The organism is Pelomonas sp. Root1237, from assembly GCF_001425055.1.
GTDB lineage: Bacteria > Pseudomonadota > Gammaproteobacteria > Burkholderiales > Burkholderiaceae_C > Pelomonas.
Genome location: NZ_LMDK01000001.1, coordinates 829,155 through 841,877, shown reverse-complemented (window position 1 = coordinate 841,877; position 12,723 = coordinate 829,155). Strand labels below are relative to the sequence as shown.

The following is a 12,723-nucleotide window of genomic DNA, read 5'->3' as shown; positions in this document are numbered from 1 at the left end:
AAACGGTTGTTATGGACGCGCTTCAGAGCGCGTCGTTGCCGGTTTCGCCGGTGCGGATGCGTACGACCTGATCCAGCGGCGACACGAAAATCTTGCCGTCACCGATCTTGCCGGTGCGGGCGGAGGACTCGATGGCCTCGATGACGCGCTCGACGACGTCGTCGTTCACGGCGGCCTCGATCTTGACCTTGGGCAGGAAGTCGACGACGTATTCGGCGCCGCGGTACAGCTCGGTGTGGCCCTTCTGGCGCCCGAAGCCCTTGACTTCGGTGACCGTCAGCCCCTGCACGCCGATGGCGCTCAGGGCCTCACGCACCTCGTCGAGCTTGAAGGGCTTGATGACTGCGGTGATCAATTTCATGTCGCTCTCCAGTAATCAGAAGGTCTTCTTCAGGCCGACAACCAGCATGGTCTTGCCCATGAACTTGCCGTTGGCGGGACTGGCGTAGAAGCTCTTGTCGGCATCGGTACCGATCACGGCGCCGCTCAGCACCAGGCCGGAGAAGTCCTTGGCCAGCGTCAGCGAGTAGTCGGAGTAGGAGCCGGCGGGCACGTGGCGCATCGTCTGATGGCCGATGTGCGGCGTCAGCGTCATGCCATCGCCCAGGTCGAAATTGGCCGACACGTCGAAGTAGCCGCTGTACTTGGTGCCCGGCACGCCGAACAGGTTGGTGCCGTTGGTGTTGGAGTACTTCGCCGTCACGGGGCCGTAGCTGAGTGCGCCGTAGATTTCGAAGGTGTTGGCGCTGGTGGACAGCTTGTTGCTGGGGTAGTAGTACTGCAGCACGCCGACGTCCAGCGTCAGGCCCGTGGCGACTTCGGTCTTGTAGCCACCGTACAGGTCGACCTCGACCTGGCCGTCGCCGCCCGCGTCCTTGATCCACTTGATCGTCGACGCCCAGGCGCCCACGTAGAAACCGCTCGGCGCGGCGTAGTCCAGGCCGCCTTGCAGGGCCGGCTTCAGGCGCGACTGGGAAATGCCGCGGTAGCGGTATTCGCTGACGACGCCGACGTTGAACGACAACGGGTCCGGCGCTGGCGCCGGCTCATCGGCAAACGCAGGCAGAGCGGCCGCGGCCAGTGCCAGAACGAGCAGCGAAGGGGACAACTTCATGGCGGGGAGCTCCTGAGTAAAAAAGTGGGGGGGTTTCGATCCGGCGGGGTATTTGCAGCTTCCGTGCCAAGCGTCACACCTTGTCACCCCGCACGAATCTGGGCGGGTCGCGCCCCCAAGTCAGGCATTTGCACCAAATTGGATCTTCGTGCGGTTTGGATGGCACTTATACGGTGCATTCCTGGGAGAAGCACCGGGCCGATCTGCGACGGACCGGCGGCTAGACTGGCCCGCCGGCTCAGGAGCCGCACTGATGCCGGGATCGTCCGCCCCCGGCACGATCAATGCAGCCGCCAGCGTCAACTACCCCCGCCAGCCGACCTTCAATGAGTCTCGCCACCGTCTACAGCCGCGCTCTCGATGGCCTCGCCGCCGCGCCGGTCACCGTGGAAGTCCATCTGGCCAACGGCCTGCCGTCGTTCACGGTCGTCGGGCTCGCAGACACCGAGGTCAAGGAAGCCCGCGAGCGCGTGCGCGCGGCGCTGCAGAACAGCGGGCTGTCATTCCCAGCGAACAAGCGCATCACGGTGAACCTGGCCCCGGCCGACCTGCCCAAGGAGGGGGGTCGCTTCGATTTGCCGATGGCACTGGGCCTGCTCGCCGCGAACGGCCAGATCGATGCCGCCAGGCTCGCGCGTTTCGAGTGTGCGGGCGAACTGTCGCTGGCCGGCGAGGTGCGCGCAGTGCGCGGCGCCCTGGCCATGGCCCTGGCGCTGCGCCAGGATGGTGGCGAGCGAGAACTGCTGCTGCCCGAGGCCAGCGCCGCCGAGGCAGCTCTCGTCGACGGCCTGGTGGTGCGGCAGGCCCGCCACCTTCTTGACGTGGTGGCGGCCCTGCAGCCCGACGGCGAAGCCCTGCCGCGCGCCATCGCCCTGACCCGCGAGGCCGCACGCGGCCTGCCCGATCTCGCCGACATCAAGGGCCAGGCCGGCCCCAAGCGGGCGCTGGAGATCGCCGCGGCCGGCGGCCACAGCCTGCTGATGGTGGGCCCGCCCGGCACCGGCAAGTCCATGCTGGCGCAACGCCTGTCCGCGCTGCTGCCGGCGCTGGATGACGAGGCTGCGCTGGAATCCGCCGCCGTGCTCAGCCTGGCCGGCCAGTTCGACATCGCGCGCTGGGGGCTGCGCCCGCTGCGCTCGCCCCACCACTCGGCGTCGAGCGTGGCGCTGGTGGGCGGCGGCTCACCGCCCCGGCCGGGCGAAATCTCGCTGGCCCAGCACGGTGTGCTCTTCCTGGATGAATTTTTGCTTAGGTGTTCAGCATTTGTCCGTCCTGCACTCGGGGGGGGGCGGGGGGGGCGCGAAAGTTACCCACAGCTTCGTAGACGACCTTGGCCGGAAGTTCGTCGCCACGCCTCGCCGCAAGTAGGCGCAGATTTGGACATGCGTCAGTCACTGCTGTGACCGGCGCAGATCGGTACGCATGCGGCTGTGGAACTTGAACGAGCGGTCGCCAGGGTGACCGCGATACGGGCCAAGTTTGTCTTTTTGCCTGCGAACCAGTTCCCTGCCTAAGAGTGCCCAGCGCCGATGCGTCAGAGCTCCATGCCGGAGCAAATCCGCGCCCATCTGGGTGTTCCAGTGGGCGTGAACATCCAGCTCATGAGGATGCGCACGAGATCCAGTCCTCATGAGCACCGGCCGCGGCCCCGCACGAGCGGCGCCTCAGCAGCGATTGCGGCCTGCCGTGAGCGCGATGTCAGTCCGCAGTCGGCTCAAGCGTTCAGTCACGTTGCCGCCGATAGAGAGAGCCCACCATTGGCGCACCTCTGACCCCGGGGCTATACCACTCCTATTGCTGCGGGGCCCTTGGCACCAGAAAAATGTGGCAACCACTTCATGCTTTCAAGGGTTCCGAAGCCGATATCGAAGCGCTGTGCATGGTATTTTTACTACGGCATTCTAAAGAATCCAGTTGCTGACGCGACAAGTTTTGTTGCCCATTCATATGCCGTTCTGATTTTTAGCTCGTACTCCTGCACAGTTGAAATCCCGTCTAAAACATTCCGGATGCGCGAAATCGGTCTAGCGGAATGATTCGTTCTTATGAAAATTCTCGCATTCCGAATCTGCTGCAGCTCTTCATATAGTTTTTCACGGCGTTTGACGATGGCCTTCGCTCTATCCTCAATAGACACGACGAACGCACGTGCCTCCAGCTCTAACGAGAGACTTGCTCTAACCTCGGCGAACCTCAATACGTACTTTCTCAGTTTTGCAAGCTGCCCGTCCTTCAAGAATCTCTCTTGGCTGGAAAAGCTTACTGAACTAATGAGATGCTCTAGATCTTCGGGCTTCAACTGCTTTGATGCCAAAAAATCAGCGCCTAGGTCGCGATCTTGATCGTTGGCCCCATATCGTTCAAAAAGCGCGTCAATAAGTGTTCCGACTTCTCGCTTTTTCGCTGTAATTTCACCTAGCGCATCTTTGACGATAGGAAGCTTGAAGGGAACTTCGTTCGCGAGAGACCGATACTCTGCAAGAAAGTCTGGCAGACTATCGATTGCATGGCGAAGTTGCCCAAAAATCGCCATCATTTCCGTTGGTGTCCAGGCTTTGCCTAATGGCACTACAAGACATTCATCGATGCCGCGGATGACCACGCACAGCGCAGGCAATTCTGATGAGCCAACACGAAATAGAGAAATAAACTCGGGCACGAAAGCAGCAGTTCCATGCGATAGTTGCTGCGCGATTCTCGCTTGGTCGCCCGCACCAGACCATAATTCTCGCAAGGGGTAGACAATCCTTTTTCCCTCTGAATGTTTTGGAATGCCTGAAGCTGACTCTTTGGATGTCGCTACTCCAAAATCTGCGGTGCCGTCCGGTGATCCATACGAGCTGCAGAACAACATTGCGATTTCATCTCCTAGAACGCTGTCAGCTTCTAGAACAGAGTTCACGAGCGAGGTCTGCTTGGCAATGTCTTCTTGCGAAGGTGCTAGCAAAACGCAGAGCGCAATGTGGCTTCGTTGTTGAATATGAAACCACTCAACAACCGCCCGAGGTGTAGATGGCGAAACAATCAATTCAACTCTCCATGAGGTCGGTCAGAATTTTTTGCTAGCTCGAAGGTTCGTGCCACGATGCCGACTCGGCGACCGAGCGTGATGGACCATCGAACAATATTGGACATCGCATTGTGCGACGTAGAGCTGCCAAGCAGTCTTCGGTCTGTATCCGTCTCGCCACCTCGCTAGCGGCAACCGACCCATCGACAACAACTGGGTAGCTCTTCGCCACTAGGGCGGCAGACCTAGTTCTTCGCCGGCAGCTTGCGAACGACCAAGATCAGCCTGAAGCGGCCAGTTCTTCACGCTCGGCGCTCGACCGAGTGGTCAAGTCGCTGGACTGTTGCTTGCGCGACGCCTCCAGATATAGGTGCTCATCAAGCGCCAGATTCCGCGCTCAGAAGAGCGCTAGACCTGATGCTCAAGTCGCGTCGGAATATGCACCCATCCACCCCTGACGTAGATGCGGATGCCTTAGGGTGACCAAGCCCATGGACAGGCAACTGCACAGTAATTACGATAATTACCGTAACGCGCCCGTAGGAAGCCCGCAGCATCGACCTAAGCTCATCGACCAGCGGGATGCCGTCTTCGGCAAGCAACTGGCTTTAGTTGGCCTCGTTCGCGCTTATACGTGCGGCAGGTCGCCATACACTTGCCCTGCAGGCCAAGAGCGGCTTGCCTTTCCAGAGCAGACTGATGACCGCACCCGACGTTTCGACGCTTTCCTACATTGAACTCATCGCCCTTAGAAAAGAGCTGGATCGACAAATTGCGGCAAAGCGCGGCGAAGAGTTGAAGGTTATGGCGGACGGGTTCGCCAAGAAGATTCAGGCAGCCGGCTTTACGGTTCGCGAAGCCATTGACGAGTTGGAGGAGTACGACACGCCCGCAGCACGCACGAAGAAGCGCTCCACCAGCGCCACGGCACCGCTGTACCGTGATCCCGCCAATCCCGAGAACACTTGGAGCGGCCGCGGTCTTCCTGCCAAATGGTTGAAGACATACGAAACTCAAGGTCGGGCTCGGGAAGAGTTTCGGATCAAGAGCTAACGCCCTTCTGGCCGACTGCGGCGCGCGCTTGAAGCCTGGGCTCACTAACGAGGGAGTCGATCGGCTTCGACTTTCCAGTGCTTTCGCCAGTCTTCTGCAAGGGCGTTCACGGCGCCACGAAGGCTTTTCTGTCGAGACGGGCGGGCGTGAGACCATGCGTTGATGAGGTTTTCCCGGTGCTCATTCGTGTTCACTGCTGGACTTGCCTGGAGCAGCACGTGCTTGGCTTGGGGCGCTGAGGGGCACCGCCTCGTTGGCTATGTGGCCGATGCCGAGCTTTCGCCCAAGGCGCGCATCGAGGTCCGGCGGATCATGAAGGCAGATTCAATCGCGTCCGTCGCCAACTGGATGGATGAGGTCCGTGACACCCCGGAGGGCCGACGTATGCAGCGGTGGCATTTCATCACCATGAAGGCTTGCGGCGACTTGCTTCCGTCGTGCAAGAACGGCAACTGCGCGACAGGTCGCATCGAATGGGCTCGCGACGTCCTTCGAACAGGCTCGTCCGATGAAGCATTGACGGCGCTCCGCGTTTTGGTGCACCTGACTGGCGACGTTCACCAGCCGCTTCATGCCGCCGACAACGGCGACTATGGTGGCAACGGAGCCTCGGTTACCAACCGGATGTGCGTGGAGTTCGGCGCCACACGGCCCAGCGCTTGCAAGCTGCACACGTATTGGGACTCCAGCTTGGTCAAAGCGGCGCTGCGTGATCAGTCGGAACGAGACGCCGCGGCCACCTGGTCAGCATCGGCCGCAAAGCTTCCGTCGACGGACTCGGATTCGGCGGCCGATTGGGCGGTCGAGTCGAACGAGTTGGCCAGACAAACGGCCTATCAGTTCGAGGGCTTTGCCTGCAAGATGAAGCGACAGTCGTTTGCGGCTGACGAGGCCTACGACGCTGTCGGTGTTGCGACCGTGAAGCAGCAGATCGTTAGGGCAGGCCGAAGACTCGCGCGCACGCTGAACTCGGTCTTTGATTGAGGAAGTTCGACATGGGCCATCCCGTCATCGCTCGCTTCGAAGCCGTTGCCGGACTGCTGGACGTGCAAGGTGACAGATCCACACTCGATGACGCGATCACGCGTTTGGCCGCATGGATGGGCCTGGCGGCGGACCACCTGACCGAAGACGACGAGACGGTTCTGATCGGCATCGGCGCGCTGCTGTATCGGGACGGGCTGCGCCGACGCTTGGAAGGCCGTCTGTAGATCACGCATCAAGGGCCAGTGTCTTCGAACCGCAGACCATCCAGTCTCCAGTGATCCGGCCGAAGGTCCCTTATCTCCGTCGCACGAAGTCGATCATCAGGCGCAAGACCCAACGCGCTGTTGGCGATGGCCGCCAGCGTCGCATCAGACACGTTGAAGCTGTCCGGCAGTGCGGCCGGCGTGCTCATGGCCAGGCTTAGCGAGCGAAAGAGGATGTCAAAGAAGCGCTCTATGGAGCTTCGTGCGAAGACCGGCTCATCCAGCTCGACGCCTACTTCTTTCGGCCCCTGGGCAGCTTCTGCATCAGTAGCCAGGGTCCGCACCACCTCTCCCAGCGAGGGCCAATACTTCCAGTCGTAGCGCAAGCGCAGGGCGGAGAGGCTTTCTTCGAGGTGATACTGGTACAGGTCTCGGTCATGCGCGGCAGCAGAGACCAGCTCCGCAACGTTGAAGAACGTGTTGTCAGCGAAATCACCGGGCTTGTCTCGGAAGGCCTCTCGGCGATCCAGCAGGTCGGCCAGCGACTCGGCGGCTTCTGCGATGCGTCGATTGACCTCAGTGAGTTCCGCGCGTTGCGCCACGAACTCAGGCTCTTGCCCATCGCCCCACTGCGCAGCGGAACTCATCACCAGACCGAAGAAGGTCCGCAGATGCGCGTCCGATCGGAAGCAAAAGTACAGCTCTGTGTACGCATCGGCCAGTTGATCCCGGCACGCCAACAGTCGACGTGCGATGACGTTCTCACTGTGCTCTCGACCGCTGGAGTCGTTCTGCAGCTCACGCTCCTGGATAAGCGTTTCGCAGGCAGCGGTGGCGTCGAACGGCGTCATGTTTTCTCCAGAGCGATGCGAGCTGTACATCAGCCCACATGCCGGGGAAAGGGGGCGCAGAGCCTGTGCGGATCGCCTGTGACGAACAGCGCACTGGGCTGAAGCCTTCTCCAGCCGCGAGATACGCCGCTGTGCTTCAGGCGGGAGTTCACAGAGGGTCTACGCCCGGAACTGACTCTAGGGTGATGGCCGCAGGCTCGATGTAGGACCAGGGCGCTTATGAAGGACGCGCGGCTGATGATGGCCCATGCAAAAAGGGGCTGGCCGGCGCAAGCCAGCGAGCCCAACGCCGCGTCGTCAGGAAGACGCACGGCAACTGCGGGGTTAGAAGACACGCACATGGCGTCGGCCGTAGTCAGGCGGCAGCGAACTCTCGGCGTCGCAACTCATGAGCAGGCAGGTCCTCGAAGTGATGTGCCCCGCCGCCTTCCTGGGTGCCCACATTCCGCGCAGCAAGCAGCTGCGGATAGACTGCGCCGACGCGAGGTGAGCTCAAGCTCGCTAAAGGACTCCTGGCACCTCGCCATGCGGGCACACTCTACTTACGAGAGTGGGATGGGGATGAGCCGCGCAATGCTGCGCACCTGGTGTTTCGTTCCCGCGCGCTTCGCGAGAGGAGCCGCGCGGCGACTGGTCGCGGCAAAGGCACATGCACACATGTGCCCCGCTTTGCGTGTGACCTGCGGGCCTCGCCTACGCTGTCCGTCTTCGGCACTCTGAAAGAAGAAGGGGGCCGACATGCGGCCCCCCCGGTGGTTCGACTACAGCCTCTCAAGGGGCATACGGTTGGGGTCCATTGAACCCGCCGGCTGCCGCGACGGCGATGCATGCGGACAGGGTCACAGCGCGGATGGGTGCGCGGATGCAGGCATCCACGCGGGCTTTCAGGTTGATGGAATTGACCATGGGAGCCTCCTTCTTGGCGTTGTGAGTGTTGATGCTTCGTGAATGGGTGTCGCGGATATGGACAGACTTCTGGGCAGGCTTGGCAGCCTGTGCGGGTTGGGCACCGCTTGCGCGGCAAGTGATGCTGTGACCCTGGCCCTTCATCGCCTCATTGACAACCGTATGCCTCCAAAATTGGGGTTGCGTCGAAAGTGGCGATTTTACCGCCGCCCCGTCCCGGTGCTGATATTTAGGCTGGTAAAGCGGCTCAACCTCAATGCCCGTCGCGCCGAGACGCAAGCTGTCGAACTAGGTTGAACAACTCGGCTTGATATAGCGCGTCGTGCAGCGCCTGGTGGTCGCCTTTCGACTTCGGCTGAAGATGTGCCGCCATGCGGCTCGAACGGGTGTCGCCCCAGCAGCAGCCTGTCGCGCCCATGTACAGCGCCTTGATGTCGAGCGCCGCGAAACCGAAAGGGTTGGCCTGCAAGTAGCGGTGGAAGTAGTAGTTGACGAAGGACCAATCGAAGGGCGCGTTGAGCCCCACAAAGACTGGCGTGCCGTGGTCGCCAGCGACCTTCTGCACCCAATCCCGGAACCGCGTCATAGCCACGCCAGGCTCTGTGCCATCGACCGCCAACCTTTCCAACGACAGGCCAGTCACCTCCATGGCCTTGGCATCCGCCTTGTCGGAAATGGGTTTGAACTCGCACGAAAAGGTCTGATTGGGGTAATCGACGTTGCATGCGCCGAGGGTGAGCATGCTGTACTCACCCGGGATCGGACCCGAGGTTTCCACGTCGATGGACAGAAAGATCTCGGTCTTGTTGGTCATGGAATCAGCGGGTCGGCGGCCACGAGCGGTGGCCGGTTCTTGATGGCGTTCCAGTGGGTGCGGAAGGCCTCTCGGCGCTCGGCGGCGTTTCCCGTGGTCTTCCAGTGGAGGCCGGAAAGCGACACGATGTCGAAGGGATGTTCAGTGCCCTGCTTGGCCAACAGCATAGTGGGCAGGCAGCGCCCCAAGGCGTAGCCCAGCTCAATGAAGCAGTTCGGTCGCACGCCGGTGATGTCGGCCAGAACCACGCTGCTGTGGTGCAGCTTCTTGAAGATTTCCTCGTCGATGCGCGCGTGTTCGTACGCCTGGTTGCCGTCGACCACGACGAGCCGGTAACCGAGTTCGTCCTCCATCACCGGCTGGACGACGGTGTCGAAGTAGTTCTGAACGTCGCTGTAGTCGGGGTGGGCAGGGTTCAGCAGGCGCACGACGAACGCCTTGGGTGGCACCAGCTCCTCGAGCAGGCCCATCACGTCTCGCAGGCCGTCGGCAGCGGTCTTGCCGGTGTACATCTCGATGCGGTTGAGCCAGCTCTCGGGTGTGGTGCTGCCCTCAGTTTGGAACAGGCGCCGGGCGTTGTTGCCGGACATGCCAAAGTCGAAAAGCCGCGATGCGCCGGTGGTCGCCGGGCCCAAATTGAAGTTCAACGGCACGACCGGCTTGCCGGCCTGGTGGTACAGGTTGGCCAAGAAGCAGACTCCTTCGCCACCGCCGACGGCGATCAAGATGTCGCCGTGGTGCGCCTGCATCTCCATGCGCTTGCTGGCCATGTTCCAGTGCGCGGCGCTGCGGATTTCAACGTGCGGCGATGTCCGCATCGCGTTCCAGACCGGGCGGAAGGCCTCGGGAATTTGGCCTTCGTTCTTGTGGTGCTTGACCGCGATGGCCAGCGGTCCGGGGGCATCCACCGGGCGCCGCGCCAAGTTGGCGTGGACTGTCTCCCAGACGAGCCAGTCGAAGCAAATCGGCTGACCGTCCGCCCGCAGCTTCTCGTCGTCGACGGGGATGATGAAGTTGGCGCCCTTGGCCAACAGTTCCTGCACCAGTTGCTTCACGAACGCGCGGGCGCGCTCGACCTCGGCCGGCGTTGCAATTGCGGGGTCGGCCGAAATGCTGCCCGTGAGGTGGATGCGACGACCAAAAAGTGGTGATCGCGGCATCACTTGTCCTCCATCACCGGCGAGGGCTTCAGCGCCGTCGCGACGTCGAGCAGGTCCTTGAACTTCAACTCGCGGCTGGGGAATGCCTGGGCCAGGGCGGCGGGATAGAGGCGGGTGCGGATGTCGGAGAACGTCCAGCCCGGCCGCTTGTCGCGGGGCCCGGTCGCCTCCACCAACTCCTTGATTTGCCGGTCCGTCAGCCCGATGCCGTCCAGGTCCATCGTCAACAGCGCCTGGCGCTGGGCATCATCAGGCCGAGTGAACTCTTCGACGATGGCGGCACGGCGCTGCAATGCTGCGTCCAGCACGGACAGGCGGTTGGTGCAGAGGAAAACGACGATGCGGCCACCGAAGCGGCGCAGGTCATCGACACCTTGGATCAACGTGTTGACCGCGACCTTGTCCTCGTGGTGGCTGTGTTCCTGATTGCGCGATGCGGCCAGCGAGTCGCCCTCGTCGATGATGAGGAATGCCCGGCGCGACTTCCCGGCGGCCTGCACGACCTCGTGGAAAGCCTGGTTCAATAGCGTGCCCATCTCGCCCACCTTGCCGCTGCCGCGCACGCGATTGCTCAGCTTGAAAAGCTGGGCGTCCTCCGTGCGGGACTCCTTGGCAAGGCGGTTGGCGATGCACTCAGCCATCGCGGTCTTGCCCGTGCCCACATCGCCGTGGAAAATGACCAGGGGGTACTGCTCGGCCACCAGGTCGCACAGTGGCACCTTCTTCTTGTAGAGGTTCTTGCTCCACGCTTCCAGGTCACCCAGGTGGAGCAGCAGCTGCAGCTGGTCGTGGATCTTGCGATAGCGGTCGGCAAATCCGAGCAGCGTCTTCTCGCGGCCCGACAACGCGGTGTCGGGCAGGGGCGTCTTAGCGTCAAAGATGGTGGGTTGGGTCACAGGCTGAAATCCTTGCGCTGCATGCCATAGCCGTTGCTGGCGTAGTCGCGGTTGGCACTGGCGGCCAGGGTGCGGTGGCTGGTGTCCGCCGTGGACTCCACCCAGTTGATGTTGAGCTTGGGTGCCAACTTGGCCTGCGCAGCGGCGTCATACGCCGACGTGTGGGAGATCGTGATGCGCAAGACGGGATTCGGCACCTGCGGCCACATCACGCCCCCCGGCCGGCTCATGGTCAGCTCGCCAGAAGCAACGTTGACCTCGAAACAAGTAGCCTTCTGCTCCACGCCAAAGCTCAGCAGCGTGAGGTCGACCTTCTTCAGGTAGCCGTTCTTTGCCAGCAACTCGATGTCGTGGCCCCAGTCGCGAGCCTTCTGCTCGGTAATCGCCCCCGTGCTGGACGCGATCATGACCAGGTCAGCCGTCACGCGACGCATGACGATTTCGATGTCGGCGACCGAGTAGGTCTCAGTGGTGGTTGACGTGGAGCTCATGCTTCCTCCTTGACCTTAAAGCGCGGACCGAACAGTTCTTTCCAGACCTCGATGTCGTCCTCCTCGGACGCGAAAACGGCCGTTTCCCAAGCTTCCAAGGCCGCGGCGACGATTTCCTTGCGCTCGTCCTCGGTGATGCGGCTTGCGACGTTGTTGCTGTTGCAGACAGGGTCCAGGATCACAACCGGATCGTTGAACTGGGTGAACACCAGGCCGTTCTCCGGGAAGGAAATCACCTCCTTCAGGCCTGACTGCGCGATGTACAGCAGGAAGTCCCTGAAGCGCTTCTCGATAGAGCCCTCGGTGCCCTTCTTGGCCAGGACGTGCGCCATGATCAGCTCGATGGTGAAGGACTTCAGCTGCGTGAGCTCGATGCGGTTTCGCCACTTTTTGGCCAAACGCACCAGGGTGCGGAAGTCGCTGTCCTTCTCTTTGCGGTCCCGCACGAACTTGATCTGGCAGGGCGCGCAGGTCTGCATCTTGGTGCCGTCGTGGATGTCGAACTGCCACCCGTAGCCCGGGCGCGCCGCGTCCTCGATGACCGGCACGATGTCCACGCTGAGGCCTGAGCCGACGAACTGGACCGTCGCGGCCTTGCGCTGGATTTCGAAGTTCTCGACGGACTTGCCGGGGTACAGCTTCAGCAGCGTGTCGTAGATCAGCTGCGTCAGCGTGCCCAGGGTTTCCTTGTCGACGTTGCGGCCGGAGATGTAGAAGACGACGTCAACGTCGACGGGGTCCTCCGAGGTCTTGCGCAGGATGGTGAACTTGGCGAAGGAGCCGGCCTTCACTACCTTGGTGACCTTGACGTCGCTCTGCTCGTGCAGGCGGCTGGTAAGGGCGCTGATCAGCCGGTCCACCTGGGCGTGGTATTCCTTGCGCTTGTCTGCGGGCAGACGCAGCACGGTGCTGTCGTAGTAACGGATCTCGGTGTTGCTCAGTGACATGTGGTTCTCCTTCGGCCAAGCGCTGGTCGGGCCAGCCTCAGCGGGTTCTGGTTCCTGCTGACATCGGCCGCCAGGGGATCTATCGAGCTGGACCTGGAAATCCGCGCTTTTCATCCTGTCGCCGCGCATGAAATGTAGCATAAGTGCGATTTGCAACAAAACGCCGTTGAAAACGCAATTTGTTGGCGCCTTTCTGTTCTGTTTGTGGAGGCGGCAGGCAGTTCCAGCCATCGTCCCCGTGGTCGCCGCGAAAAATGCCCCCGATTCGGGTGACTCTGAAAGGTTTCAACA

At 61.7% G+C, this 12,723-nt stretch carries 13 protein-coding genes and 1 pseudogene; 4 read left to right on the top strand and 10 right to left on the bottom strand.

From position 1 onward, the window contains the following. Positions 1 to 22: 22 nt before the first annotated feature. Complete coding sequence (glnK, locus tag ASC91_RS03825) at positions 23 to 361, bottom strand: P-II family nitrogen regulator (protein ID WP_056192325.1); 339 nt, start codon at positions 359 to 361, stop codon at positions 23 to 25. A gap of 15 nt (positions 362 to 376) precedes the next feature. Continuing rightward, the gene (locus ASC91_RS03820; RefSeq protein ID WP_056192317.1) at positions 377 to 1,114 is read right to left on the bottom strand and encodes a TorF family putative porin; all 738 of its coding nucleotides are present in this window, start codon (positions 1,112 to 1,114) and stop codon (positions 377 to 379) included. Positions 1,115 to 1,440: 326 nt separating this feature from the next. Between ASC91_RS03820 and ASC91_RS03815 the strand changes: the two are divergent. Then, positions 1,441 to 2,394: pseudogene (locus ASC91_RS03815) on the top strand (YifB family Mg chelatase-like AAA ATPase); the annotation flags it as partial. Between the two features lie 611 nt (positions 2,395 to 3,005). Here ASC91_RS03815 and ASC91_RS29210 read toward each other — a convergent pair. Then, positions 3,006 to 4,142 carry a hypothetical protein gene (locus ASC91_RS29210; RefSeq protein WP_157281103.1) on the bottom strand — a complete coding sequence of 379 codons (1,137 nt, stop codon included), beginning with the start codon at positions 4,140 to 4,142 and terminating at the stop codon, positions 3,006 to 3,008. A gap of 681 nt (positions 4,143 to 4,823) precedes the next feature. Between ASC91_RS29210 and ASC91_RS03810 the strand changes: the two genes are divergently transcribed. The 3 genes from ASC91_RS03810 (at position 4,824) to ASC91_RS03800 (ending at position 6,388) form a co-directional block, all read left to right on the top strand. Next, the gene (locus tag ASC91_RS03810; protein ID WP_056192315.1) at positions 4,824 to 5,177 is read left to right on the top strand and encodes an H-NS family nucleoid-associated regulatory protein; all 354 of its coding nucleotides are present in this window, start codon (positions 4,824 to 4,826) and stop codon (positions 5,175 to 5,177) included. Between the two features lie 222 nt (positions 5,178 to 5,399). Next, a complete protein-coding gene (locus tag ASC91_RS03805; protein ID WP_056192312.1) occupies positions 5,400 to 6,161 on the top strand; it encodes a S1/P1 nuclease in 762 nt (253 codons plus the stop codon). 11 nt (positions 6,162 to 6,172) lie between these two features. Then, positions 6,173 to 6,388, top strand: a complete 216-nt coding sequence (locus ASC91_RS03800) for a hypothetical protein (RefSeq protein ID WP_056192309.1) — start codon at positions 6,173 to 6,175, stop codon at positions 6,386 to 6,388. Between the two features lie 8 nt (positions 6,389 to 6,396). On the opposite strand, the gene ASC91_RS03795 is transcribed toward ASC91_RS03800, so the two are convergent. From ASC91_RS03795 to ASC91_RS03765, 7 genes are all read right to left on the bottom strand, one after another. Next, positions 6,397 to 7,218 carry a hypothetical protein gene (locus ASC91_RS03795; RefSeq protein ID WP_157281101.1) on the bottom strand — a complete coding sequence of 274 codons (822 nt, stop codon included), beginning with the start codon at positions 7,216 to 7,218 and terminating at the stop codon, positions 6,397 to 6,399. A 771-nt stretch (positions 7,219 to 7,989) separates the two neighbouring features. Then, positions 7,990 to 8,124, bottom strand: coding sequence for a hypothetical protein (locus ASC91_RS30605; RefSeq protein ID WP_268795228.1), 135 nt, complete (start codon positions 8,122 to 8,124; stop codon positions 7,990 to 7,992). 253 nt (positions 8,125 to 8,377) lie between these two features. Then, positions 8,378 to 8,938 (bottom strand): 3'-5' exonuclease, encoded by a 561-nt coding sequence (locus ASC91_RS03785; RefSeq protein ID WP_056192300.1) that lies wholly within the window; start codon positions 8,936 to 8,938, stop codon positions 8,378 to 8,380. Next, complete coding sequence (locus tag ASC91_RS03780; protein ID WP_056192298.1) at positions 8,935 to 10,098, bottom strand: hypothetical protein; 1,164 nt, start codon at positions 10,096 to 10,098, stop codon at positions 8,935 to 8,937. The genes ASC91_RS03785 and ASC91_RS03780 overlap by 4 nt, the downstream gene beginning before the upstream one ends. Then, positions 10,098 to 10,994, bottom strand: a complete 897-nt coding sequence (locus tag ASC91_RS03775) for an ATP-binding protein (protein ID WP_056192296.1) — start codon at positions 10,992 to 10,994, stop codon at positions 10,098 to 10,100. The genes ASC91_RS03780 and ASC91_RS03775 overlap by 1 nt, the downstream gene beginning before the upstream one ends. Further along, entirely contained in the window at positions 10,991 to 11,485 is a 495-nt protein-coding gene (locus tag ASC91_RS03770; protein WP_056192293.1) for a hypothetical protein, read from the bottom strand. The genes ASC91_RS03775 and ASC91_RS03770 overlap by 4 nt, the downstream gene beginning before the upstream one ends. After that, the gene (locus ASC91_RS03765; protein ID WP_056192290.1) at positions 11,482 to 12,432 is read right to left on the bottom strand and encodes a CBASS oligonucleotide cyclase; all 951 of its coding nucleotides are present in this window, start codon (positions 12,430 to 12,432) and stop codon (positions 11,482 to 11,484) included. The genes ASC91_RS03770 and ASC91_RS03765 overlap by 4 nt, the downstream gene beginning before the upstream one ends. Positions 12,433 to 12,723: the final 291 nt, after the last annotated feature.

What these genes read in the sequence shown, in the direction of transcription:
- ASC91_RS03820 (WP_056192317.1), bottom strand. Translation starts at nt 1,114, where the DNA reads ATGAAGTTGTCCCCTTCGCTGCTCGTTCTGGCACTGGCCGCGGCCGCT.
- glnK (WP_056192325.1), bottom strand. Translation starts at nt 361, where the DNA reads ATGAAATTGATCACCGCAGTCATCAAGCCCTTCAAGCTCGACGAGGTG.
- ASC91_RS30605 (WP_268795228.1), bottom strand. Translation starts at nt 8,124, where the DNA reads ATGGTCAATTCCATCAACCTGAAAGCCCGCGTGGATGCCTGCATCCGC.
- ASC91_RS03765 (WP_056192290.1), bottom strand. Translation starts at nt 12,432, where the DNA reads ATGTCACTGAGCAACACCGAGATCCGTTACTACGACAGCACCGTGCTG.
- ASC91_RS03810 (WP_056192315.1), top strand. Translation starts at nt 4,824, where the DNA reads ATGACCGCACCCGACGTTTCGACGCTTTCCTACATTGAACTCATCGCC.
- ASC91_RS03800 (WP_056192309.1), top strand. Translation starts at nt 6,173, where the DNA reads ATGGGCCATCCCGTCATCGCTCGCTTCGAAGCCGTTGCCGGACTGCTG.
- ASC91_RS03780 (WP_056192298.1), bottom strand. Translation starts at nt 10,098, where the DNA reads ATGCCGCGATCACCACTTTTTGGTCGTCGCATCCACCTCACGGGCAGC.
- ASC91_RS03770 (WP_056192293.1), bottom strand. Translation starts at nt 11,485, where the DNA reads ATGAGCTCCACGTCAACCACCACTGAGACCTACTCGGTCGCCGACATC.
- ASC91_RS03795 (WP_157281101.1), bottom strand. Translation starts at nt 7,218, where the DNA reads ATGACGCCGTTCGACGCCACCGCTGCCTGCGAAACGCTTATCCAGGAG.
- ASC91_RS03785 (WP_056192300.1), bottom strand. Translation starts at nt 8,938, where the DNA reads ATGACCAACAAGACCGAGATCTTTCTGTCCATCGACGTGGAAACCTCG.